This window comes from Pseudarthrobacter sp. AG30, assembly GCF_003116525.1.
Classification (GTDB): Bacteria; Actinomycetota; Actinomycetes; order Actinomycetales; family Micrococcaceae; genus Arthrobacter.
Window position 1 is genome coordinate 1 of record NZ_QEHL01000020.1, and the last position, 24,697, is coordinate 24,697.

At 66.9% G+C, this 24,697-nt stretch carries 18 protein-coding genes; 8 read left to right on the forward strand and 10 right to left on the reverse strand.

Annotated features, from left to right (window positions below; genetic code table 11):
- The first annotated feature begins 158 nt into the window (after positions 1-158).
- The gene (locus tag DC347_RS17095; protein WP_018762254.1) at positions 159-1,463 is read left to right on the forward strand and encodes a hemolysin family protein; all 1,305 of its coding nucleotides are present in this window, start codon (positions 159-161) and stop codon (positions 1,461-1,463) included.
- A 5-nt stretch (positions 1,464-1,468) separates the two neighbouring features.
- Here the strand turns inward: DC347_RS17095 and DC347_RS17100 are convergent, their stop codons facing one another.
- The 4 genes from DC347_RS17100 to fdhA all read right to left on the reverse strand — a co-directional run bounded on the left by DC347_RS17100 (position 1,469) and on the right by fdhA (position 5,678).
- Positions 1,469-2,830 (reverse strand): MFS transporter, encoded by a 1,362-nt coding sequence (locus DC347_RS17100; protein WP_026264715.1) that lies wholly within the window; start codon positions 2,828-2,830, stop codon positions 1,469-1,471.
- Positions 2,831-2,897: 67 nt separating this feature from the next.
- Complete coding sequence (locus tag DC347_RS17105) at positions 2,898-3,833, reverse strand: serine hydrolase (protein WP_109863797.1); 936 nt, start codon at positions 3,831-3,833, stop codon at positions 2,898-2,900.
- Between the two features lie 168 nt (positions 3,834-4,001).
- On the reverse strand, positions 4,002-4,355 hold the full coding sequence (locus DC347_RS17110) for a GNAT family N-acetyltransferase (RefSeq protein WP_018762251.1): 354 nt from the start codon (positions 4,353-4,355) through the stop codon (positions 4,002-4,004).
- Positions 4,356-4,466: 111 nt separating this feature from the next.
- Positions 4,467-5,678, reverse strand: a complete 1,212-nt coding sequence (gene fdhA / locus DC347_RS17115) for a formaldehyde dehydrogenase, glutathione-independent (protein ID WP_018762250.1) — start codon at positions 5,676-5,678, stop codon at positions 4,467-4,469.
- A 322-nt stretch (positions 5,679-6,000) separates the two neighbouring features.
- Between fdhA and DC347_RS17120 the strand changes: the two genes are divergently transcribed.
- Together DC347_RS17120 and DC347_RS17125 are read left to right on the forward strand one after the other, a co-directional pair.
- Positions 6,001-6,975: an aldo/keto reductase gene (locus DC347_RS17120; protein WP_109863798.1), complete on the forward strand. Its 975-nt coding sequence runs from the start codon at positions 6,001-6,003 to the stop codon at positions 6,973-6,975.
- 28 nt (positions 6,976-7,003) lie between these two features.
- Positions 7,004-7,333 carry a DUF6457 domain-containing protein gene (locus DC347_RS17125; protein ID WP_109863799.1) on the forward strand — a complete coding sequence of 110 codons (330 nt, stop codon included), beginning with the start codon at positions 7,004-7,006 and terminating at the stop codon, positions 7,331-7,333.
- 139 nt (positions 7,334-7,472) lie between these two features.
- Here DC347_RS17125 and DC347_RS17130 read toward each other — a convergent pair whose 3' ends face one another.
- On the reverse strand, positions 7,473-9,800 hold the full coding sequence (locus DC347_RS17130; RefSeq protein ID WP_109863800.1) for an FdhF/YdeP family oxidoreductase: 2,328 nt from the start codon (positions 9,798-9,800) through the stop codon (positions 7,473-7,475).
- Positions 9,801-9,970: 170 nt separating this feature from the next.
- On the opposite strand from DC347_RS17130, the gene DC347_RS17135 reads away from it, so the two are divergent.
- Both DC347_RS17135 and DC347_RS17140 read left to right on the forward strand, forming a co-directional pair.
- Positions 9,971-11,653 (forward strand): ATP-dependent DNA helicase RecQ, encoded by a 1,683-nt coding sequence (locus DC347_RS17135; protein ID WP_109863801.1) that lies wholly within the window; start codon positions 9,971-9,973, stop codon positions 11,651-11,653.
- Positions 11,654-11,689: 36 nt separating this feature from the next.
- The gene (locus tag DC347_RS17140; protein WP_109863802.1) at positions 11,690-12,892 is read left to right on the forward strand and encodes a TerC family protein; all 1,203 of its coding nucleotides are present in this window, start codon (positions 11,690-11,692) and stop codon (positions 12,890-12,892) included.
- Between the two features lie 25 nt (positions 12,893-12,917).
- Here the strand turns inward: DC347_RS17140 and eda are convergent, their stop codons facing one another.
- On the reverse strand, positions 12,918-13,544 hold the full coding sequence (eda, locus tag DC347_RS17145; protein ID WP_109863803.1) for a bifunctional 4-hydroxy-2-oxoglutarate aldolase/2-dehydro-3-deoxy-phosphogluconate aldolase: 627 nt from the start codon (positions 13,542-13,544) through the stop codon (positions 12,918-12,920).
- Entirely contained in the window at positions 13,537-14,556 is a 1,020-nt protein-coding gene (locus tag DC347_RS17150) for a PfkB family carbohydrate kinase (protein WP_109863804.1), read from the reverse strand. The genes eda and DC347_RS17150 overlap by 8 nt, the downstream gene beginning before the upstream one ends.
- 240 nt (positions 14,557-14,796) lie before the next feature.
- Here DC347_RS17150 and DC347_RS17160 point away from each other — a divergent pair, with 240 nt between their 5' ends.
- A complete protein-coding gene (locus tag DC347_RS17160) occupies positions 14,797-18,471 on the forward strand; it encodes a TM0106 family RecB-like putative nuclease (RefSeq protein WP_109863805.1) in 3,675 nt (1,224 codons plus the stop codon).
- Positions 18,472-18,510: 39 nt separating this feature from the next.
- Here DC347_RS17160 and DC347_RS17165 read toward each other — a convergent pair whose 3' ends face one another.
- The 3 genes from DC347_RS17165 to DC347_RS17175 all read right to left on the reverse strand — a co-directional run bounded on the left by DC347_RS17165 (position 18,511) and on the right by DC347_RS17175 (position 21,177).
- Entirely contained in the window at positions 18,511-18,825 is a 315-nt protein-coding gene (locus DC347_RS17165; protein WP_109863806.1) for an acylphosphatase, read from the reverse strand.
- Positions 18,826-18,920: 95 nt separating this feature from the next.
- Positions 18,921-19,853: a glycosidase gene (locus DC347_RS17170; RefSeq protein WP_109863807.1), complete on the reverse strand. Its 933-nt coding sequence runs from the start codon at positions 19,851-19,853 to the stop codon at positions 18,921-18,923.
- Between the two features lie 262 nt (positions 19,854-20,115).
- Positions 20,116-21,177, reverse strand: coding sequence for an adenosine deaminase (locus DC347_RS17175; protein ID WP_206073956.1), 1,062 nt, complete (start codon positions 21,175-21,177; stop codon positions 20,116-20,118).
- 48 nt (positions 21,178-21,225) lie between these two features.
- Between DC347_RS17175 and DC347_RS17180 the strand changes: the two genes are divergently transcribed.
- Together DC347_RS17180 and DC347_RS17185 are read left to right on the forward strand one after the other, a co-directional pair.
- Complete coding sequence (locus DC347_RS17180) at positions 21,226-23,841, forward strand: excinuclease ABC subunit UvrA (RefSeq protein ID WP_109863808.1); 2,616 nt, start codon at positions 21,226-21,228, stop codon at positions 23,839-23,841.
- Between the two features lie 168 nt (positions 23,842-24,009).
- On the forward strand, positions 24,010-24,633 hold the full coding sequence (locus DC347_RS17185; protein ID WP_018762237.1) for a transglycosylase family protein: 624 nt from the start codon (positions 24,010-24,012) through the stop codon (positions 24,631-24,633).
- Positions 24,634-24,697: the final 64 nt, after the last annotated feature.

A 24,697-nucleotide genomic window follows, 5' to 3' on the forward strand; every position in this document is an offset into this window, starting at 1 on the left:
CCGGCGACAATGGACCTCCAGAAGGGTCCAGAGGCTCGACAGGTGGTCCTCCCAAGCCGGCCACCTCCTACTACATATCGTCTAGCGACGACAGCCGCCCGGCATCCCGCACTGGAGCTCCGCGTCCACGCGGCCACCCGCGGGTCTAAGGTCAACTCATGGACAGCGGCACCCTGGTCAACATCGCTCTGGTTCTCAGTTTCGTTCTGCTGGGCGGAGTCTTTGCCGCAGCGGAAATGGCCCTGGTGTCCCTGCACGAGGGCCAGATCCGCCGCATCGAAAAGTCCGGCGAGTCCGGGGTCCGGACCGCCGCCCTGGCGCGGAATCCCAACCGGTTCCTCTCCACGGTCCAAATCGGGGTGACCCTGGCCGGGTTCTTCTCGGCAGCGTACGGCGCCTCGGCGATCGCGCCCGTCGTCGTGCCCCTCCTGGAAGCCCTTGGGCTCGGGGCCGCCGCCGGGCCGGCGTCGTTCGTTGGCATGACGCTGCTGGTGGCCTACCTGTCCTTGGTCCTGGGCGAGCTGGCACCCAAGAGGCTGGCCCTGCAAAACCCCGTCGCCCTGACCAGGATCCTGGCTCCGCCGCTGATCACCCTTTCCAGGGTTATGCGGCCGGTCATCTGGCTGCTGTCCGTCTCCACCGATGCGGTGGTACGGCTGTTCGGCGGCGACCCGCATGCCAAACGGGCAAGCATCACGTCGGAGGAGCTGTGGGACATGGTGGCGGAAAGCGAGGCCCTTGAGGAAAGCAACCGCCACATCCTGGCCGATGTGTTCGGCGCCGGCGACCGGACCCTGCAGGAGGTCATGCGTCCCCGCACGGAAGTGACCTTCATCAACGGGACCACAACGGTCGCTGCCGCCCGCGAAATGGTCAGGGACGGCCCCTACTCCCGGTTTCCGGTGATTGGCAGGACCCCCGACGACGTCCTGGGCTTCGTCCATATCCGCGACCTGATGCCCCGGGGCGAGGCGCAGGACCAGGCGCCGGTGAAGGATATTGCCCGGACCATGCTGGCCATGCCGGGAACCAACAGGGTCCTTCCGTCGCTGTCCCGGATGCGCAAGACAAACCAGCACATTGTCTTGGTGGTGGACGAATACGGCGGCACCGACGGTGTGGTCACGCTCGAAGACCTCGTGGAAGAACTCGTGGGCGAGATCTATGACGAGTACGACACCGGCGCTGAACACGAGGACCGTGTCACCGTTGCCAACGGGTCCATCGAGGTGGACGGCGGCCTGATCCTGCAGGAGTTCACGTCAGCCTCCGGAATCGAATTGCCCGAGGGACGCTATGAGACGGTGGCAGGCTTCATGATGTCCCGCTTGGGGCGGCTGGCGCAGGCCGGTGACCGGGTGCAGGTCCCGGGGTACGTGCTGACGGTCCTCAGCATGGACAAGCTGCGGATTGCACGGGTCCGGGTCACCCCGGTGACGCCGCCGTCGGGTGCCGGCGGGTAAGGCGGCTACGCCTTCTGCTGCCGCCAGAAAACAGAGATCCCGAGCGTCACGGCGCAGAGCACCAGCATGGCCAGGACCATCCGCATCCAGCTGTCCTGGTGCACGCCACCGGACGCGAACACACCGATCATCACGGTAGCGGTGATCGCGCCAACGTAGCGGCACGTCTGGTAGATCCCTGCCGCGACGCCGCGGTCCTGCGGCCGGGTGGAGACGAACATGCCTTGGTTGGTGGCGATACTGACGGTTCCGTAGGGAATCCCCATCAGCGCGGTCAGGACCGCCACGAAGGGGATGGCCAGTGTGCCGGTCAGCAGCCACATCAGTGCCGCCACAAGCGTCAGGAGGACGACGCCGGCGAGCAGCACCCGGCGCACACCGAACCTTCCCATCGCGGAGACCGCCCACGGAGTGGCCACCACCGACATCCCGGCAAGGGGCAGCATCAACAGGCCCACGACGCCGGGATCATAGCCGCCCGCCTCCTGCAAGAGCTGGGGCAGGCCGAAAAAGACGAAGTAGTAGACGCTGCTGAACACCGCGAACGCCAGGTAAACGAGCATGAGGGGCCTGTTCCGGCCCAGCAGCCGCAGGTCCAGGAACGGCTTGGCGAACCGCAGCTCCCGCCAGGCGAAGAGGGCTGCCACAACCGTGCCGGCGGCCAGCATCCACCAGCGGTAGTCAGGCGCCACATTCAGCGCCGCCATCATGACCAGCAGCAGGGCACCGATAAAGCCTGCGATGCCCGGAACATCCGAGTCCCGCACCAGCTGGGCCACGCTGCCGCGCTCGCGGACCTGGTCCGCAGGTGCGGCCTGCCGCACGATCAGCAGCGCCGCCACCGCCAGCGGAACATTAATCAGGAACAGCGACTGCCAGCCCACGAAGCCCACGAGCAAACCGCCGACGACGGGCCCCACGGCAGCTGCCGACGTGTTCGCCATTTGGAGCCGGCCCAGCGGCCGGGCCGAGTCCACCTTGGCCCGGTGCGCAATCGCCCCCACCATCACCACGGCGCTGGGGTACGCGGTGGCCGTGCCCAGTGCCATGACCGCCCGGGCCACGCAGAGCAAGGCAAAGTTCGGGGCCAGCGGTGCCAGGGCGCAGGTAACGGCCACCAGCCCCATGCCCAGCATGAACATCCGTCGTGGCCCAAACCGGTCCGCCAACCTGCCCATCACCGGCTGGCCGGCCGCAGAAGCAAGGTAGAAGGATGTGACCACCCAGGTGACGGCCGCAACGTCGAGCCCGAAATCGGCGCGCAGCACCACCAGGGCCACGGCGATCATGGAGGAGTTGAGCGGGTTCAGTGCCGTGCCCAGGCTGAGGCCTGCGACGGCCAAGGCAGTCCGTGGGTTGTTGCTCACGGTAACAGTCTGGCCCAAAGCGCTCACTGAGGGCGAGTCGGCGGACCACGGCGCGGGTTGGCGTTGGCTACCTGCCCGCCACCCCAGCCGGGAACAATGCATCCTCAACGGCCCGGGTCAGGTCCCGGATCACCTCGGCCTGCCCGTCATCGGCCACGCCGTCCCGGTTTTCCGTGTAGATCACCAGGGCGAAGGTCGAGCCGCGGTAGCTCAGCAGTGCGGCGTCATGCAGTTCGCCGGAGAGCTCACCGTATTTGTGGTGGACGTCGATGCCTGCCCTGGAGCCGGCGGGAATGAGGTCTTCGTTGTTGGTGTCCTGCATGTAGCTGAGCAGTTGGGCGGTGTTGTCGGCGTTGAGCAGCTCCCCCGCGTACAGCTTTTTCAGGATCAGGGCCATGTCCGCCGCGGTCAACAGGTTCTTTTCGGGGTCGTAGGTAACACCGATGGAGGCCGCGTAGGCAATCAACTGGGGGTACCCGACGGCGTCCATCAGCAGCTGCCAGGAGTCGTTGTTGCTGTCGTTGACCATGGCTTTGAGCTGGAAAGCGGCGTCGTAGTCGCCCATGGGCTCATCCAGGGCCGCCTCCCCCTCTTCCACCAAGTGATAGTAGGCAGCAGCTGTCAGGATCTTCGCCGTGCTGGCCGCGGTGAAGGCGTCCGCATCGCCGAACGTGCGTTCCGCGCCGCCGGACACGTCCGCGAGCGCCAGCCCGATCCGGTACTGGTCCGCCTCGCTGAGGATGGTGTCCACGCTGTCCTGCAGGGACTCCGGGGCTGCCGCAACGGGTGCCGGCGCCGCCACAGGCTGGGTGGGGGCAACGGAACCGGTCGGCGGCTCGGACCGGGCTACGGCAAGGGCGATGGTTCCCGCGATGACCAGTATGACGGCAAGGGCCAGGATGACCAGCGTACGGATGCCCCGGCCCCTCCCGGGGGCCGGCTGGGCGGGCGGTGGCGGCGGAGCGGCGCGGCCTGGTGTGGGCACCTGGGGGTGCTCGGACATACAAGGGCTCCTGTCCCGCCTCGGCAATGACAAACAACGTCAGCGCGGCGTTGAGCCGCGCTGACAGATGCGATTAAATCACCGGAGTTTGGGAGCTTCCTGAAGACTTGCGGTGTGTTCCACCGGACCGCCCGGCCGGCCCACAATCAACGTTTGCGCCGCCCGGGGCTACGCCCGGGCCCTGGCCGAAAGGGCGGTTTCGAGGAATTCCAGGTGCGCCGGAGCCACGGCCACCACACTGTCCGAGTACTCCGGGTGCTTGGCCACGAACTTCTTGATGAACGGGCAGACCGGGACAATGCCCGTCCCGGCCTCCACCGTCGCGTCCAAGGCAGCCGCGGCGAGCTTCCCGGCCAGGCCCTGCCCGCCGTATTCCTCGTTGATCACCGTGTGGTAGAAAATCCGCTGTGGTGACGCGCCGCCGTCGTAATCCTGGTAGGCGGCCTTGCCGATCACGTTCCCGCGGTCGAGGATCTCGAAACGGCTGCGCTCGGCGTTGTGGCGGACGGTGATATCACTCAAGGGAAACTCCTTCGTTGCGGTCGTGCTGCCCGTGCAAAGCCTAACCCGGCCCGGGCAGCACTTATTTCCGCCTGAGAGGAGTCCCTCGTGGCATCACCGTCCGCCCACGGCTCAGCTGAGGTAGCCGTTCGGATTCAGGACGTACTTGGTGGCCGCGCCGGCGTCGAACTCGGCATAGCCCTTGGGCGCGTCTTCCAACGGAATCGCCTTGGCGTTGACGTTCTTGGCAATGTGCACCCGGTCGTTCAGGATGGCCATCATCAACTGCCGGTTGTACTTCATGACCGGGCACTGGCCCGTGGTGAAGCTCAAGGACTTGGCCCAGCCGGTGCCCAGGCTCAGCGACAAGGCACCCTTCTTGGCGGCCTCGTCGATGCCGCCCGGGTCGCCGGTGACGTACAGGCCGGGGATGCCAAGGGCCCCGCCGGCCGCCGTGAGCTCCATCAGGGAGTTCAGGACCGTCGCCGGCGCCTCCTTGGCGTCGTGGCCGTGCCCCTTCGCCTCGAAGCCGACGGCGTCCACACCGCAGTCCACCTCGGGGATGCCGAGGATCTGCTCGATCTGGTCCTTCGGATCACCCTTGGACAGGTCCACCGTCTCGCAACCGAAGCTGCGCGCCTGGGACAGCCTGCCCTCGTTCATATCGCCCACAATGACGACGGCGGCACCCAGCAGGTGCGCGCTGGTGGCGGCGGCGAGGCCCACCGGGCCGGCACCCGCAACATACACCGTGGATCCAACACCCACCCCGGCCGTGACCGCGCCGTGGAACCCGGTGGGGAAGATATCCGAAAGCATGGCCAGGTCCAGGATCTTCTCCATGGCCTTGTCCTTGTCCGGGAACTTCAACAGGTTCCAGTCGGCGTACGGCACCAGCACGTAGTTCGCCTGGCCCCCTACCCAGCCGCCCATGTCCACGTAACCGTAGGCGCTGCCTGGACGGTCCGGGTTCACGTTCAGGCAGATGCCGGTCTTGCGCTCCTTGCAGTTCCGGCAGCGGCCGCAGGCGATGTTGAACGGCACTGAGCAGAGATCGCCCACCTTGATGAATTCGACGTCGCGGCCTACCTCCACCACTTCGCCGGTAATCTCGTGGCCCAGGACCAGGTTCGGCGGAGCCGTGGTGCGGCCGCGGACCATGTGCTGGTCCGAACCACAAATATTGGTGGCGACTGTCTTGAGGATGACCCCGTGGTGGACGGGGCGCCCCACGTTGGCGGGGTTGACCCCCGGCCCGTCCTTGAGTTCGAACGTAGGGTAGTCAATATCAATTACTTCGACCTTGCCGGCTTCCTTGTAGGCAACGGCTTTGTTCCCTGTCATCTATCGCTCCTGTAGTCAGGTCCGTCCGGTGGGACGGCAGTGATCTGGGTAGGTTGAAAAACCCCGGACATGGGACCCGCCCTGCTCCACTGGCGATTCCTGATGAATATCAGGGGCAGGTTCCCGGCGTGGGGTCCGCCCAGTCTAGGCAGGCCCCCGGGAGCGGTCTAGGGGTAGGTGCCCCCTGTTTGCCGGGGCAACTGTCTATCGACGCGTCCCCAAGGGGAAGCGCCTATAGTGGCGTACGCGGCACCCACCGGCTTCCGCGCAAACAGGCGGGCCGGCTGCCCCTAAGGCAAGTTCTACCGTTGAGGAGAACGGCATGAAAACACGCACTATTGGACAATTGACTGTTTCCGCCCTGGGCCTTGGCTGCATGGGCATGAGCGAGTTCTACGGCGACGGCGACGAGCAGGAATCGATTGCCACGATCCACGAGTTCCTGGACGCCGGCGGGTCGCTGCTGGACACGGCGGACATGTACGGGCCCTTCACCAACGAACAGTTGGTGGGCCGCGCAATAGCGGGCCGGCGCGATGACGTGGTGCTCGCCACCAAGTTCGGCAACGAACGCCGCGAGGATGGTTCCTGGGTGGGCATCAACGGCCGCCCCGAGTACGTCAAGTCGGCCTGCGACGCCAGCCTCCGGCGGCTGGGCGTGGACCACATCGACCTCTACTTCCAGCACAGGGTGGACAAGACGGTTCCTATCGAGGACACGGTGGGCGCCATGGCGGAACTGGTCCAGGCCGGGAAGGTCCGGCACCTCGGTTTGTCCGAGGCGTCGGCGGACACCATCCGCCGGGCGCATGCGGTGCACCCGATCACGGCGCTGCAGACGGAATATTCGCTGTGGGAGCGGGAGCCGGAAACCAAGGTGTTTCCCGTGCTCGACGAGCTGGGAATCGGGTTCGTGCCGTACAGTCCGCTGGGCCGCGGGTTCCTGACGGGTCAGATCCGCAGCGTGGACGACTTCGCCGACGACGACTTCCGCCGGCATTCGCCACGGTTCCAGGGCGAGAACTTCACCCGGAACCTTGAGCTCGTGGACCGGGTGAAGGAACTGGCCGACCACAAGCAGTGCACTCCCGGCCAGCTGGCACTCGCCTGGCTGCTGGCACAGGGTGAACATATTGTCCCGATCCCAGGCACCAAGAAGCGCGAGCGGCTGCGCGAGAACCTGGGCGCGGTGGAAGTGGAGCTCAGCGCCGATGAGCTGCGGCTGCTGGACGAATTGGCCCCCGCAGGGTCGACAGCGGGCGCCCGCTACCCGAACATGTCCACTATCGACACCTGAGACATCCGGTGTCAGCAAAGGAGAAACCATGACAGTCAACGACGACGAAGCCCAGGTGCTGGACCAGTGGACCCATCGTCTGGCGCAGGCACTGCAGATCCTGGACCTCGACGTGGACCAGGAGCTGTTGCTGGACCTCGCCCGCAAATCCGCCGACAACGTGATCCATGCGGCCGCGCCCATCACCACGTTCCTGGTGGGGTACGCAGCGGCGCTGGACGCGGGGACGGGCAGCGCCGGGAACCGTGAGGCGGCGTCGGCTGCCGTGGCCAAGGCGGCCCGGGTCGCCCTGGGCCTGGTCGACGACGGCGCGCACGGCGGGCCCGCCGGCCGCGGCTGGGCGGACACGGGACAGTAACCGGCAACGGCCTGCAGACTCCCCGCCATGTGGACACATCCCCTTCGCGCGACGCAGGGAAAAGTCCAAACGGCGGGGAGTCGCTCGTTCGCGTGCCGCCGGGGCACGGTCAGCTGGGTTTCGACAGGCCCACAACCTGTCAGCCTGCGGCGGCGGGCTCCTCTTCAAGGACTTTCACAGGCTCAAGGCGGACGATGACGGCTTTGGACGCCGGGGTCTGGCTTCCCTCCGCGACGCTCTCCAACGGGACCAGGACGTTGGCCTCGGGGTAATACGCTGCGGCGCAGCCCTTGGCAGACGGGTAGGACACCACCCGGTAGTTGCGCAGGACCCGTGCCACGTTGTCCTTGTAGACGCCGTGGATGTCCACGTGTTGCCCGTCGGCGAGGCCCAGTTCGGCAAGGTCCACGGGGTTGACGAACACTACCTCGCGGCCTTTCTTGATGCCCCGGTAGCGGTCGTTGTTGCCGTAGATGGTGGTGTTGAACTGGTCGTGCGAGCGCATGGTCTGCAGGATGAGCGTCCCGGCCGGCCGGTCAACGTGTTCGAGTTCGTTGACGGTGAGCATGGCCTTCCCGGTTGGGGTGTTGAAGGTACGGGAATCCCGCGGACCGTTGGGCAGCACGAACCCGCCCTTTTGCCTGACTTTGGTGTTGTAGTCCTCACAGCCAACCACCACGCGGGCGATGTGGTCCCGGATGAGGTCGTAGTTCTTTTCGAACCCGGCCCAGTCCGCGGACGTCCGGTCCCCCACCGTGGCGGCGGCAAGCCGGCACACGATGGCAACTTCGGAAAGCAGCCCGGGGGCCACCGGCTCCACGACGCCATGGCTGGCATGGACGGCGCAGACAGTGTCCTCCACCGAGACGAATTGTGGGCCGGAGTCCTGCCGGTCGATCTCGGTCCGGCCCAGGGTGGGCAGGATCAGGGCCTCGGCCCCGGTCACGGCGTGGGAGTGGTTGAGCTTGGTGGAGATTTGGACGGAAAGTTCAGTGTTCTCCATGGCCGCTTCGGCGGCCTCGGTGTCTGAAATGGCGCCCACGAAGTTGCCGCCAAGCCCTACGAAGACCTTGACGCCGCCGTCGCGCATTCCACGGACGGTCTGGACCGCGTCCAGGCCGTGGTCGCGCGGCGGCTCAAACTGGAACTCCCGGCCAAGGGCGTCCAGGAAGGCCGGCGGCATCTGTTCCCAGATTCCCATGGTCCGGTCGCCCTGGACGTTGCTGTGGCCGCGGATGGGCGAGGCGCCGGCACCGGGCTTGCCGATGTTGCCGCGCAGCAGGAGCAGGTTGATGATCTCCTTGATGGTGGCAACGCCCTTTTTCTGCTGGGTAATGCCCATGGCCCAGGTGATGATCACCTTGTCCGCCCCCAGGTAGCGGGCCGCCAGTTCGTCGATTTCCTCAGACCGCAGGCCGGTGGCTTCCAGCACCGCGGCTTCGTCCAGGTGGGCCAGGTGCGCCCGCAGTTCCTCGAGGCCGTCGCAGTGTTCGGCAAGGAATGCGTGGTCCAGGACTTTACCGGGGTTGGCGGCCTCGGCGTCGAGCACGCGCTTGGACACCGCCTGGAGCAGCGCCATGTCACCGCCGATGCGCACCTGCAGGAACTGGTCGGCGATTTGGGTGCCGTGGCCGATGATGCCCTTGACCTTCTGCGGGTTTTTGTAGCGCAGAAGTCCAGCCTCGGGCAGCGGGTTGACAGCGACGATATGGCCGCCGGCTTCCTTGGCTTCTTCCAACGCCGTCAGCATCCGCGGGTGGTTGGTGCCCGGGTTCTGGCCCATGACGATGATCAAATCCGCCTTGCCGAAGTCATCGTAGGACACGGTGGCCTTGCCCACGCCGATGGTCTGCCCCATGCCCCACCCCGAGGATTCGTGGCACATGTTGGAGCAGTCGGGGAGGTTGTTGGTGCCGTAGGCGCGGATGAACAGCTGGTACAGGAAGGCTGCTTCGTTCGAGGTGCGGCCGCTGGTGTAGAACGTGGCCTGGTTGGGGTCCGGGAGGGACTTGAGCTTGTCAGCCAGGATCTGGAAGGCGCGCTCCCACGTCACCGGGCGGTAGTGGTCCTCCCCCGCAGCCTTGTAGACGGGCTCGGTGAGCCGGCCCTGCATGCCCAACCAGTATTCGGACCGCTTCCGCAGTTCGCTGACCGGATGCTCTGCCCAGAATTCGCTGCCGACCACCACCGGGGTCGCCTCCCAAGTGACGGCTTTGGCACCGTTTTCGCAGAACTCGAACGTCTTGCGGTGGCCGGGATCAGGCCACGCGCAGCTCATGCAGTCGAAGCCGTCCTTCTGGTTGAGGGCCAACAGGGTTTTCCGCGACCGTTCCACACCCATGTGCTGGACCGCCGGCTGCATCGAGTGGTAGACGCCCGGAACTCCCGCGGCCCAGGTCTTGGGGTGGCCGGTCACCTCGAGATCGGACTCTTCCGGTTCTTCGACCTTCGGGTTCTCGCGCGCCACAACATGCTCCTTGTTCGCCGGCTCCCGGAAGGACCGGCTGGATTGGCGGATATGTCACTCCACAGTTGTTGAGCATTCCCGTGAAGTCAAGCACCAGGGCCCTGTCGTAGGCTGGTTCCCACGGCTGAAGCAGGCGGCCATTGTTTCCTTCCGTGCGGAGCCCTTTTTTCATGTCCGACGAACCTGCCCTTCGCGCCCTTGCGGCCTCGTCCTTCTCCCTGGACAACCTTCGGGAAGGCCAACTGGCCGGCATGGCCGCCCTCACCGGGGGCCGCGACGTCCTGGCCGTCATGCCCACGGGGTACGGAAAGTCCGCCATCTACCAGGTCGCAGCCCTGCACCTTCACAACCTCACCGGGCGTCCCGCCGTCGTGGTTTCGCCGCTGATCGCCTTGCAGGAGGACCAGCGTGAATCGCTGGTTGCGGATCTGGGGCCGGATGCCGCCGTCGCCATCAATTCCGCACACAGCGACGCCGACGTCCACGCCGCCTGGCAGTCGGTTGCGGACGGCAGGGCCGTGTTCGTGTTCCTGGCCCCGGAGCAGCTGGCGCGGCCGTCAACGGTGGACCGGCTCAAGGCTTTGGATGTGTCCCTGTTCGTGGTGGACGAGGCCCACTGCGTCTCCTCCTGGGGCCATGACTTCCGCCCGGACTACCTGGGCCTGGGCACGGTCCGGGAGCAACTGGGCAACCCGCCCGTGGCCGCGCTGACCGCCACGGCTTCCCCGCCGGTGCGCGATGAGATCGTGGAGCGGCTGGCCATGAAGGACCCGCTGGTCCTGGTCCACGGCTTCGACCGGCCCAATATCAGCCTGGCTGTGGTCCGGCACCACAAGGACAAGGACAAACGCAAGGCGGTGATGGGGCAGGTGGCGGACCTGGCCCGGACGGGAAAGGGCCTCCTGTACGCCGCCACCCGGAAAGACACCGAAGAGTACGCGGCGCGGCTGGCGGCAAAGGGGCTGCGCGCCGAGGCTTACCACGCCGGCCGGCGCGCCGCGGACCGGGAACGCATCCACGAGCTGTTCCTGCATGACCAATTGGATGTGGTGGTGGCCACGACTGCTTTTGGCATGGGCATCGACACGCCGAATGTCCGCTTCGTGGTCCATGCCGACATTCCAGAATCGCTCGACGCCTACTACCAGGAGATAGGCCGCGCCGGCCGCGACGGAAACTCCGCGGCCGCCGTGCTGCATTACCGATCGGAGGACCTGGGGCTGCGGAAATTCTTCAGCAGCCGCTCGCCCGATCCCGGTTCGCTGCTGGCGGTCCTGAAGGTCCTCAAAGCCGCCAAGGCTCCCGCGCCGAAGTCATCCCTGGCGGAACTGACGGGCCTCCCGGCCCGTCGCATCACGGCGCTGGTCAACCTGCTGGAAGAGATCGGTGCCGCAAGCAGCGGGAAACGTGGAGTCCGCCTGACCTCCAAGGCCAAACCGGCAGCGCTGGTGCAGGACGCCGTGGAGCTCGCCGAAGCCCGGCAACGCGTGGACCAGTCCCGGCTGGGCATGATGCGCGCCTACGCCGAGGCGGACGGCTGCCGGCGGCGGTTCCTGCTGGGCTACTTCGGCGAGGACATGCCTGAACCGTGCGGAAACTGCGACGCGTGCACGGCGGAAGTCCACCGAGCAGCTGCGCCTCCGGCCGGCAAGGACACGGACGACGACGGCGGTCCGGCGTACAGCGCCGGTGCACCGTTCCCGCCACAGTCCACAGTGGTGCACAAGGAGTGGGGGCCGGGCCTGGTGATGCGGCAGGAGGGGGACGTCATCACAGTGCTGTTCGAACAGGAGGGGTACAAGACGCTGTCGCGGTCCGCCGTCGTGGAGCACCATCTCCTGAAGCCCGCTTAGGTAGGCTGGGGTAACCTCCGACGAAAGGCCCGCCGCGTGGAAACCCCTGCCTACGCCTGGATCCTGACCATTGTGGTTATCGCAGGGCTGCTGGCCTTCGATTTCTTCTTCCATGTCCGGAAGGCCCACACCCCGTCCCTGAAGGAATCGGCCGTCTGGTCCGCCATCTACGTGAGCATCGCGGTGCTGTTCGGGCTGGCTGTCCTAATCTTCGGCGGGCCGGACATGGGCACCGAATACTTCGCGGGCTATGTCACGGAAAAGGCCTTGTCCGTTGACAACCTCTTCGTATTCCTCATCATCATGGCCAGCTTCAAAGTGCCGCGCGCGGACCAGCAGAAGGTGCTCCTGTTCGGCATCATTTTCTCCCTGGTCGCCCGCACCGCGTTCATCTTCCTGGGCGCCGCGCTGATCAACAGTTTCGCCTGGGTCTTCTACATTTTCGGGCTTATCCTGCTGGTCACCGCGGGCCACCTGCTCAAACCGGATGACCACGACGACGACTCCGACGGCCTGGTGGTGCGGCTCGCCAAGAAATTCCTGCCGGCGTCCGAACACTACGACGGCGACAAGCTGTTCACCGTGGAGAACGGCAAGCGGGTGCTGACCCCCATGCTGCTGGTGATGGTGGCGATCGGCGGCACGGACATCCTGTTCGCCCTGGATTCCATCCCGGCGATCTTCGGCCTGACCCAGAACGTGTTCATCGTCTTCACGGCCACGGCGTTCTCGCTGATGGGCCTGCGCCAGCTGTTCTTCCTCATCGACGGCCTGCTGGACCGGCTGATCTTCCTCTCATACGGGCTGGCCGTCATCCTCGGTTTCATCGGCGTGAAGCTGGTCCTGCACGCCCTGCACGAGAACACCCTGCCGTTCATCAACGACGGCGAGCACGTCAACGTGGTGGAAGTCAGCACCGGGGTTTCCCTGGGCGTGATCCTCGGCGTGCTGCTGCTGACGATCCTGGCGTCGATCTTCAGCCCCAAGGGCAAAGCCAAGAACACTGTCTCCGGGGCCAGGCGGCACGCCGTCGAGTACCTTGACCTCAACTACGAGACCGACATGGCGGAACGGGACAAGATCTTCGCCAAGATGTGCCGCGAAGAAGACCAGATCCGCAAGCTTCCGGAAAAGTATAAGCGGCTTGTCCGGCACGAAACGGAGTTCCTGGAGCTGCTTCGCAGCGCCCATGACGAGCACGACAAGGCCCAGGTCAGGGGCGCCGCGGCCGAAAGCTGACTCCCGGGCGCTGCGGCGGGGCGGATTACCGGCCCAGCGCGGCCGCGCCGCCTGCCAGGCTGGTGATCCGGTCCCAGTCCTTGGCCGCGACGGCGTCTGCCGGGGTGAGCCAGCTGCCGCCGACGCAGGCCACGTTGGGCAGCTTGAGGTAGTCCGGGGCGGTGGCCGGGCTGATGCCGCCGGTAGGGCAGAACTGCACGTGCGGGATGGGGGCCCCGATGGCGGCCAGGTAGGACGGCCCGCCTGCAGGCCCGGCGGGGAAGAACTTCATCGCATCCAAACCGGCCTCCAGGACGGCCATTACCTCCCCGACAGTGGCGACGCCGGGCAGCACCGGGACGTCCAGGGACAGCATGTGGGTGAGCAGCGCGGGGGTGACACCCGGGCTGACCAGGAACGTGGCCCCCGCCTGGACTGCGGCGTCGGCCTGCCCCGGCGTGAGGATGGTGCCGGCGCCCACCAGGATGTCCGGCACCTCCCGGGCGATCAGCTTCAGCGAGGTCAGTGCGGAGTCCGTGCGCAGGGTCAGCTCAATGATCTTCACGCCGCCGTCCACCAGGGCACGGGCCAGGGGCACCGCATCCTGGGGGTCGTCGATGGTGACCACCGGGATGACGGGTGACACGCGGAGGACTCCTGATGCGTCAGCCATGGTTGACCTCATTTCCCAGGCCGTCCGGCCCGTTGGTGTCGATGATGCGGCAGTCGCCAGGGAAGGTGGCTGCGGCGTGGGCAGAGATCTGCTCGAACGTGGGGATGAGGCCTGTGCCGCCTTTGCCTCCGACCACCAGTGAGGAAGCCGCCGCACCATACCGGGCCGCCGTCGGGAAGTCGTCGCCCAGCACCAGGCGTGCGGTGAGCGTGCCCACAAACGCGTCCCCGGCGCCGGTCTGGTCCACTACCGCGGGCGCCGGAATGGCCGGTACCCACGCGGACTGCACGCCGGTTTCGCCGGACCATTCGAGCTGGACGCCCGTGGCGCCGCAGGTGACAGCTACGTTGGCGGCCCCCATCGAGCGCAGCTTCGCGGCCGATGCTTCGGGCGAGGAAACTCCCAGCAGGGCTGCCGTCTCGCCCGGGAAGGAGGGCGTCACCAGGAAGGCCTGTGCGGCAAGTTCGGTCAGTGCCGCCGCCGCGTCCACAGCGGTGGTGAGCCGGGGCCGGTAGTTGGGGTCGTAGACAAAGCGTTTGGCTGCGGACGCGGCCTTGACGACGGCGGCGCGCGCCGTCGTCGAAATGGCGCAGGTGATGCCGCCCGCCACCACCGCGCCGGCCGCGCCGAAGACGTCCGGGTCGACATCGTCCGGCCCAAGGGTGGACCCGACGCTGCCGCTGCGGGCGTAGGTGAATTCGCGTTCGCCGTCGGGGTCGCTGTGCACCAGGTAGACGCCCTGCTGCCCGCGACGGAACGTCAACTGGTCGGTGACGATCCCCAGCTCGGCGATCCGGGCCGCGATGGCCTGACCCAGGTCGTCGTCCGTGAGCACGGACAGCAGGCCCACGCGGGCACCCGCTGCTGCGGCGGCTGCAGCGACATTGAGGGCGTCTCCGGAGATGCCCAGCCGTGCCGGTACGCCATGGCCGAAGGGCTGGTCGGTGGCGACTTCGATGAGGATCTCCCCCATCACCACCACGTCAAAGGATTCAAAGGCTGCAGTGTTCACCAGTCGTACACCGATCCGTCCAGGCGCCGGTTGACAGGCGCGGTCTTGGGGTCGAAGGGAAACCGCGCGGAGGCGCCCCCGTTGAACTCTACGCCCAGCCCGGCGGGCCGCGCCCGGGTCCATGCACCTGTCCCTCAAGGTGCTGGAAAGCGCGCAGCCCTTTTTGTCGGCCCTCCTTGCTAGGTTTGATTCCAGGCCGGGGGAACCGACTCCGGGCCCGCAAACAGTTGGGGAGGCCCCGTGTTTCTGCTGGACGCTGCCGGTCATGATGCCGGATCCGACGCGCCGCCGGACCTGGTCTTCTCCGCCAGCGACCTTGTGGCGGCCTCCGAATGTGAGTACCGCACACTCCGGATCCTGGACGAAAAGCTGGGTCGTGCTCCCAAAGCGGAGTTCCCCGTGGACGAGATGCAGAAGCGGGCCGGCGAACTGGGCGACCGGCATGAACAAACCGTGCTGGCCAGCCTGGTGGCCAAGTATGGCCCGTGGGATGCCAGCCGGGGTTCGGGTGTCTACTCCCTGGAACGCGGCCTGAACCTGCGCGGTGAGCTGCAGGCAAAACATGCTGAAACCGAACTTGCCCTTCGCTCCGGGGCCGACGTGGTGTTCCAGGCAACTTTCTTCGACGGCGAGTTCCTGGGCTACGCCGACTTCCTGGTCAACGAGGCCGCAGGCACCGGAAACCCGGGCCGGTACGAGGTCTGGGACACCAAGCTTGCCCGGCACGCCAAGGTGGGGGCCCTGCTGCAACTGGCTGCCTACGGCGACCAGCTTCTCGGGATGGGGCTGGATCCCTCCCCCGTCGTCACGCTGGTGCTGGGGACCCGTGTCGGCGACGACTGGCTCCGAAGCAGCCATTCCCTGCCGGACCTGCTTCCGGTCTTCCGCGAACGGCGCCGGCGTTTCCGGTACCTGACGGCCGGCCACCGCGCCAAAGATGCCCCTGTGCAGTGGCAACAGCCCGGCATCGTGCATTGCGGCCGCTGCGACTACTGCGCCGAGCAGGTGACCCGCCACCGGGACCTCCTGATGGTCGCCGGGATGTCCGTCGTCCAACGGCGGAAGCTTCATGCCGCCGGAGTCACCACCATTGACCAGCTCGCGGCCATGCCCGCCCCGGATGCACAGGGGTCACTGGCCCGCCTCCGCGCGCAGGCCCGGATGCAGCTGGGCTTGGACACAGCCGCAGGATCCCGCACGTTCATGAAGGACGGGCAGCCTCATACGGTCTCCTATACCGTCCTTGCGGACCACGCCGTCGGTTCGCTTCCCGCTCCGAGCGCCGGAGACATCTTCTTCGACTTCGAAGGCGATCCGCTCTGGCAGGATCCAGCCACCGGTGCCTGGGGAATCGAGTACCTTTTCGGGGTCATCGAGGCCCCCGGGACGGACGCCGCCAAGGAGCCCGCATTCCGTCCGTTCTGGGCGCATTCCCGCGCCGGTGAACGCCGCGCCTTCCTGGCTTTCCTTGACTACGTGGAGAAGCGGCGTGCGACGTACCCGGACATGCACGTCTATCACTACGCCGCCTACGAAAAGACAGCCCTGCGGAATCTTTCCCTGGTGCACCAGGCAGGCGAGGACACGGTGGACGACTGGCTTCGGCAAGGACTGCTGGTGGACCTCTACGCCACGGTCAAGCATTCCATCCGGATCTCCGAGGCCTCGTATTCCATCAAGAAGCTGGAACCGCTGTATATGGGAGACAACCTGCGGTCCGGGGACGTCAAGGATGCCGGCGCCTCCGTGGTGGCATATGCCGCTTACTGTGCCGCCCGTGATGCCGGCCGCCGGGACGAAGCCGATGCCGTCCTGGCGTCCATTTCGGACTACAACCGATACGACTGCCTTTCCACCCTGCGGCTCCGGGACTGGCTGCTGGAGATCGCCCCGACGGCGGTCCCAGACACCCGGTCCGCCCGGCTGCCGGTAAACACCGCGGAACCGGCACGGGCCGGTGGCCCGCCGGCCGCCACCACGCCTATCGGAAATCCCCCGCCCGACGACCTCCCGGACGCGCCGGACGAAACCCCCGAGGAACTGCAGCTGCGCGGGTACCTCTCGGCCCTTCCCGATGACCGGCCCTGGACCGATGATGAGCGGGCCGTCGCCATGGTGGCAGCGGCCACCGGCTACCACCGGCGCGAGCGGAAACAGTTTTGGTGGCAGCATTTCGACCGCGTCGAAGCGCCTGTGGAGAACTGGGCGGACCAGCGGAACGTGTTCACAGTGTCATCGGCGGAGGTCATTTCGGACTGGGCCCTCGCCAAACCACGGGAACGGATGCGGACCAGGGTCTTGCAGCTCCGCGGCACCATGACGGAAGGTTCAGATTTCCGGGTCGATTCCAACTGGTGCCGGCTCTATGAAGCCCCCGGGCCCGAGGGCATGGCTGCCCCGAATGCAACACCACAGGCCAAGGCCTATGCCTTCAAGACCCGCATCCACGACCTCGCGGCGGCGCCGGACAACCCGGAGCACACCATCATCACCATCTCGGAGCGGGAATCCGGAAAGGTGGCCGCGTACCCGCACCTTCCCATAGCGCTGACCGAGGACACCCCCATCCCAACAGACAACATTGAGGCCGCCATCGCGGAACTGGCCAGGACTGTCGGCTCCACCGTGCCCGGACTGCCCGCACAGCCGGGCCTGGACATCCTGCGCAAGGTGCCTCCGCGGTTCCGCAGCATGGGCGCCCCGGCCGGGGTCCGGCACCTGCCGGACGGCACCGTCGACTACGCCGGAGCCATTGCCGCATCCCTGCGGGACCTCGATACCTCATACCTGGCCGTTCAAGGACCCCCGGGAACGGGCAAGACCCACATCGGCGCGCATGTGATCGGCGAGCTGGTGCGGGCGGGCTGGAAGGTGGGGGTGGTTGCGCAGTCGCACAATGTGGTGGAAAACCTCCTCTGCCGTGCCGTCGAGGCGGGCCGCGTGGACCCTTCGCTTGTGGCCAAAAAGCTCGCCGCGCCCCACTCTGTCCCGTGGACGGCAACGGATGAGCGTGATGTGGGACGCATGCTGGCCGCACCCGGCGGCTGCCTGGTGGGCGGCACCGCATGGACCATGACCGGCAAGGAAGTCCCCGCCGGGTCCCTGGACCTGCTGGTGATCGACGAAGCCGGCCAGTTCTCGCTGGCCAACACCCTGGCGGTCTCCCGCGCGGCGAAACGCCTCCTCTTGTTGGGCGATCCGCAGCAGCTCCCCCAGGTCACCCAAGGGGCACATCCGGAACCAGTGGACGAATCAGCCCTGGGCTGGCTCGCCGCGGGGCATGCGACCCTCCCCGCAAGCCTGGGCTACTTCCTCGCCGATACCTGGCGGATGCACCCGGAGCTGTGCAGGGCAGTTTCGAACCTCAGCTACGACGGCAAGCTGCAGTCCGCACCGGCCGCGGGCCAGCGCGAACTCGATGGGCTGCCGCCCGGGGTGGAGACGGTGTTCGTCAACCACAGTGGCAATGCCACAGCGTCCAAGGAAGAGGCGGAGGAAGTGGTGCGGCAGGCGCGCCGCCACCTCGGCCTGAAGTGGACCTCCGGCCCGGACGCGGGGTCACGCCCGCTGGAGCAGCAGGACCTGATGGTGGTGGCCGCCTACAACGCCCAGGTGCATTTGGTCCGGAGAGCGTTGGCCGAAGCCGGGCTGCCGGAGGTGAAGGTGGGCACGGTGGACAAGTTCCAGGGCCAGGAAGCCCCGGTAGTGTTCGTCTCCATGGCGTGTTCGGCGGTAGCGGAGGCTCCGCGCGGCGCGGAATTCCTGCTCAACCGGAACCGCATCAATGTGGCAGTCTCGCGCGGGCAGTGGCGGGCCGTCATCATCCGCTCCCCCGAGCTCACCAGCTATATGCCGCACAAACCGGCGGCACTGGAGGAACTCGGCGCCTTCATCGGCCTCAGCCCGCGGGAGTAGTCGCGGCGGGCGCCGGGGCGCAAGCTTGGGACGGGGCGGTCAGTGCGCCCGGAAACCGGGGAAGTGTCCCCCGGCCCGGGACGTTGACCCGTCCACCCGTTCCACCCGGCCCGGGGTGCTGCCGGAGTTGAGCCACTCCAGGAGCTGCCGGACCTTGGGCTCGGGTCCTTCGGCCACGACTGACACCGATCCGTCGTCGCGGTTGGCCACCTCACCGGACAATCCCAGTTCCTCCGCTTTGGCCATGGTCCAGTACCGGAAGCCCACACCTTGGACCATGCCGAGCACCTGGGCATCCAGCCGCACGGCATCCCCAGCCGAACCGTCCTTCGGTGTCCCTGCGTGCCTGCCCATGGTGTTCCTCCTCGGGACCGGCCAACTTCCTCCCGGCCGCGGCACCTAACGCACTGAAGGCGCGGCTTCCTGCCAGGGCCGGGAGGAGATACCGGCTAGTTGATGGTGATGTCGCGGGTGGCGTGGTTGTAGCGGATGGTCACCGTGCCGCCGGCGTGGTGCAGTTCGTGGTTGGGGCCGTCAAACGCACCGAAAGCACCATAGTTTTCGTCCCACGAGCGGTTCAGGGCGATCTTGAAGGTGTAGTAACCGGCAGGAAGCTCGGCGCTCTTCTTCCAGAGCTGGTCCAGGAAGTCGAACTCCATCTGCGCTTCGTCGTACTGCGGCGCCCAGTTCTCCGGTGCGCCCAGGATGGTGTTGAAGTCGCCGGCCAGTGCCACGGCCTCCGGCTGCGGGTGGGTTTCGACATCCGGACCCTCGAACGATTCGGTTGCGGGCACCGCGGTTTCGGCCTTGGCCTTCGCCGGCGCCTTCTTCCGGACAGCCTTCACCACAGGTTCCACGGCGTCTTCGATGGCCTTGGCGGCCTTGCCCACAGCGGCGGCCGCCTTCTTGGCCGGCGCTTTTCTGGCAGGAGCCTTCTTCGCCGCTTTGGCGTCATCCTTGGCGGGAACTTCCAGGACGGAAGCAGCTGCGGAGACCGGGCGGACAAAGCCTTCGGGAGCGGTGGGGACCGGCGTGTCGGCAGGGACGGGCGTGCCGGCGTCGAGCGCTGACGCGAAGGAAACCGCGTCAGGGAAGGCAACCGTGGCGCGCATCCCGTCCTCGGTGATGGTCCAGCCGGTACGGCCCTTGACCAGCCAGCCGGCCTTGACCAGTTTGGCGGTCGCCGAGGTAAGGGTCTTGTGGCCGCGGGGAATTCCGCCGCTGAGGAGTTCGGCTTCGTGCTCGTTGAAAGGCACGCGGGCCGTTGCTTCCGCCAGGACCTGGCCAGCATTCAGTGCATCGCCGGACCACACGCCTTCGGTCAGGACATCCAGGACGGTCTTGAGACGAAGATAGGTGTTTTCTGCGGTGGACTTGGCCATGATTCCCCTTATATAAAAGCGATCGGTCTTAGGCATCTTGCCAACTGCCTATTAAATCGCGCGACTTTAATTGGTTAACTCTGCGTGTCGTGACCGACTATGAAGCGGATAGTCCCGCAAGTGAGACGGAGGTCTCGGGTAAGGGCCGGCTGCATAACCCTCAAGCGCTGACATGGGTGCTGCCTTGCACTCCCCAGACACGCCTGCGGCTCCCAGTTTACCGGCCCGGGAGCCGCACTGTTGCCCGCGGCACAGCGGGTGCTCAGGCGGTGGCTTCCCGGCTGTTCAATTCCTCCAGCAGCTCAGCTTTCCGCTCCTCCGAGGCGAAGGAAGAGTGGATGGAATTCGCCGCCAGGCGGGCCCTGTCAAAGTCGGACAGCTCAAACACCGCGGTCAGTTGGGCGAAGTTGTCATCCACGTAACCGCCGAAGTACGCAGGATCGTCCGAATTGACCGAGACGTTCAGGCCCGCGGCCAGCATGGCGGGCAAGGGATGGTCAGCGAGCGTGTCCACTGCCCTCAACCGCACGTTGGACAGTGGGCAGACGGTGAGGGGAACCCGGGCATCAACTAGGCGCTCCACCAGGTCGGCGTCATCCATGCAGCGGATACCGTGGTCGATGCGTTCCACGCCCAGGAGGTCCAGGGCCTCAATGATGTACGACGCCGGGCCTTCCTCCCCTGCGTGCGCCGTCAGCCGGAGGCCGGCCGCGCGGGCCTTTGCATAAAGCCGCTCGAACTTGGAAGGCGGGTTTCCGACCTCGGCCGAGTCCAGGCCGATGGCTCCGATGGGAGCGTCCATGGCCAGCAGCCGCTCCAGGACTTCCAACGCCGAGTCTTCCGGAAGGTCCCGGAGGAAAGCGGCAATGAGCATGGTGGAGATGCCGTAGTCCTCCCGGGACGTGGCCAGGACCGAGGCCACGCCGTTGACGCATGCTTCCAGCGGGACGCCGCGGGACAGGTGTGCCTGAGGGTCCATCATGATTTCGGCGTGCCGGACGCCGGCGGCGGCCGCCCGCTCAAGGTAGGCACGGGTCATGTCCGCGAAGTCCTGCTCGGTACGCAGCACGGCCATGTTGGCGTAGTAGAGGTCCAGGAATGACTGCAGGTCCGTGAACTCGTACTTTTCGCGGAGTTCTTCCAACCCGGAGTAAGGCAGGACAATGCCGTTGCGCTCGGCCAGGGCAAAGATGAGCTCGGGCTGAAGCGTACCTTCGATATGCAGGTGCAGTTCGGCCACCGGGAGGGGCTTGGTGGGGACCGCGGGTTCCGCGGGGACCGCTTCGGATTCGGGCATGGTGCTGCCGCCGGCGTAGGTTTCCATCCGGACAGGATAATGCCCGGCGGCCGAATCACCACTAGAGTCAAACCAATGCAGAACGCCAAGCACACTGATGACCTGCAGGACCCGGCTCCCAGCCCCGCCGCGGACGGGTTTGTCCGGGTCCGGGGAGCTCGCGAGAACAACCTCCGGAACGTCGACGTGGATGTCCCCCGTGACGCGATCGTGGCGTTCACCGGCGTCTCGGGCTCGGGCAAGTCGTCCCTGGCGTTTGGCACCATCTACGCCGAGGCGCAGCGGCGCTACTTCGAATCCGTCGCCCCGTATGCCCGCCGCCTCATCCAGCAGGGCCACAACCCCAAGGTGGAGCTGATCAGCGGGTTGCCGCCCGCCGTCGCACTCCAGCAACGCCGCGGCGTCCCCAGCAGCAGGTCCACGGTGGGGACCGTCACTACGCTCTCCAACTCGGTGCGGATGCTCTTCTCGCGCGCCGGCACCTACCCGGAGGGCAGCCCACAGCTGGACTCGGATGCCTTCTCCCCCAATACGGCCGCGGGTGCCTGCAGGGAGTGCCACGGCCTGGGTGTGGCGCACACCGTCACCGAAGCCTCGCTGGTCCCGGACCCGTCGCTGAGCATCCGCGAGGGTGCCATCGCCGCGTGGCCCGGCGCCTGGCAGGGAAAGAACCTGCGGGATATCCTCACCCACCTGGGCTACGACGTCGACATTCCCTGGCGGAAGCTGCCCAAGAAGCACCGGGACTGGATCCTCTTTACGGAGGAGCAGCCGGTGGTGGAAGTCACTCCGCAGCGCGACCGCGTGGCCAAACCGTACAAGGGCCGGTTCTGGAGCGCCAGGAGCTACGTCCTCCACACCCTGGCCGATTCGCAGAGCGCGTCCATGCGCGAACGCGTGCTTGCATACATGGAATCCGGTCCGTGCCCCCTGTGCGGTGGCAGCGGCCTGCGGCCTGAGGCCTTGGCAGTGACGTTCGCGGGGCGGACGATCGCCGAGCTCAACGCGGTACCACTGACAGAGCTGGCGGGCATCATCCGCCCCACCACCGAGCTGGCCTCAGCCGGGACGGCGTCCAGGAAGCAGTCTTCCGGCGAAACCAACGAGGTGGCCGTCGCCATCACCCGCGACCTGCTCCAGCGCGTCACCGTTTTGCTGGACCTGGGGCTGGGCTACCTGGCCCTGGGCCGCTCCACGCCCACGCTCTCCCCCGGCGAGATGCAGCGGCTGCGGATCGCCACCCAGCTGCGCTCCGGGCTGTTCGGCGTGGTCTATGTGCTCGATGAGCCCTCTGCAGGGCTCCATCCTGCCGATGCAGAGCCCCTTTTGGAGGTGCTGGAGCAACTGAAATCTTCCGGCAATTCGGTGTTCGTGGTGGAGCACAACATGGACGTTGTCCGCCACGCCGATTGGCTGGTGGACGTGGGTCCGCGCGCCGGCGAGGGCGGCGGCGAGGTGCTCTACAGCGGTCCGGTGGACGGGCTGGCCGGAGTGGAGGATTCGGTCACCAGGCCGTACCTGTTCCCGGATCTCTCCGGTCAGGAAGCAGACGACGACGCCCCGGGCCGTGACCGCGAACCGGCAGGCTGGCTGGAGCTGCGGGACATCAGCCGCCACAACCTGCAAGGCCTCGACGCTGAGTTCCCCCTGGGTGTCCTGACCGCTGTCACAGGCGTCTCCGGGTCCGGCAAATCCACGCTTGTCAGCCAGGTCCTGGCCGAGGTGGCAGGCGGCTGGCTGCGTCCCGACGGGCCGGGCGCCGTTTCCACGGGCGCAGCCGACGGCGGAGTGGACGAAGGGGAGCTCAGCGCCCCGCTCAGCGTCGGCCCGGTGTCCGGACTGGAACACATCGACCGGCTGGTAAAAGTTGACCAGAAACCGATCGGACGGACCCCGCGTTCCAACCTGGCCACCTACACCGGACTCTTCGACGCGGTCCGGAAAGTCTTCGCCGCCACGGACGAAGCCAAGGCCCGCGGCTACGGCGCCGGGCGGTTCTCCTTCAACGTGGCCGGCGGACGCTGCGAGACCTGCCAGGGCGAGGGGTTCGTGGCGGTGGAACTGCTGTTCCTGCCCGGCAGCTACGGCCCATGCCCGGAGTGCGGCGGGTCCCGCTACAACCCCGAAACCCTTGAGGTGGAATATCACGGCCAGAACGTGGCCCAGGTCCCGGCCATGACCGTGGACGCCGCCTCCGAGTTCCTGGCGGACGTTCCTGCCGCGGCGAGGAGCCTTACCAGCCTGCGCGACGTCGGCTTGGGCTACCTGCGGCTGGGACAGCCCGCCACGGAGCTTTCCGGCGGCGAGGCGCAGCGGATCAAGCTCGCCACAGAACTGCAGCGGGCGCAGCGCGGACACACCCTCTACCTGCTCGATGAGCCCACCACCGGGCTGCACCCTGCGGACGTGCAGCTGCTGATGGCACAGCTCCACGGCCTGGTGGACGCCGGAAACTCCGTGGTGGTGGTTGAACACGATATGGCCGTTGTGGCCGGTGCTGACTGGGTCATTGATCTTGGGCCGTCCGGAGGGGACAAAGGCGGCAGCATCATGGCCGCGGGCACACCTGCGGCTGTCGCGCAGTCCGTGGAAAGCCGGACCGCTCCCTACCTGGCAACCGCACTCGGCCAGGAAACTGCCAGCCAACACCCGGCCCGGTCCCGATTTGATAACGCCAAGGCTATGTCTTAGCGTGAAATGCATGCCCGTTTGGCGGGCTTTTTGATTGCCCGGTGCTGCCTCCACCAGAACTGCCCAGCGGCAGCCACCGACGTTGACCTCTATTTGTCAGGGGTGGGCAGTAGCGCGACGATCTCCGGGGACGGAACCAGCGCTGGTGGCCCTCGGGAGCATCACATCATGAACAACACCAAATTCCGTACTGCCGCACGCCGTGGAATCACCCTTGCCGCCGTCTCAGCGGCAGGCCTGGCCCTCTCCGCCACCGCCGCAAACGCGGCAACCCCCACCTCCACCTGGGACTCGCTGGCCCAGTGCGAGAGCGGTGGCAACTGGTCCACCAACACCGGCAACGGCTTCTCCGGCGGTTTGCAGTTCACCTCGAGCACGTGGGCTGCCTACGGCGGCACCGGCTCGCCGGCGGACGCCAGCCGCGAACAGCAGATCGCGGTGGCCGAAAGGGTCCAGGCTTCCCAGGGCTGGGGCGCATGGCCCTCCTGCGCGTCGCAGCTCGGCCTGAGCGGCGGGGGCGGTGCACCGGTGCAGAGCGCGCCCGTCCAGAGCGCCCCGGTCAAGCAGGCCACGCAGGTGCAGAGCGCACCTGTGCAGCAGGCACCGCGGCACGCAACGTCCGTTCCGCTCAGCGGTGAAACCTACACCCTGCAGGCCGGCGACACCCTGAGCATCGTTGCCCAGAAGCTGGGGATCCAGGGCGGCTGGCAGCACCTTGCCGACGCCAACCTGGATACCATTTCCGATCCGAACCTGGTGTTCGAAGGACAGGTCATCCAGCTCCCCGCGTAACGGCAGCGGCCTTGGCCGCACCGCCTCCCAAGGCGCCACAGACAGGTCGGCGATAGACAAATTC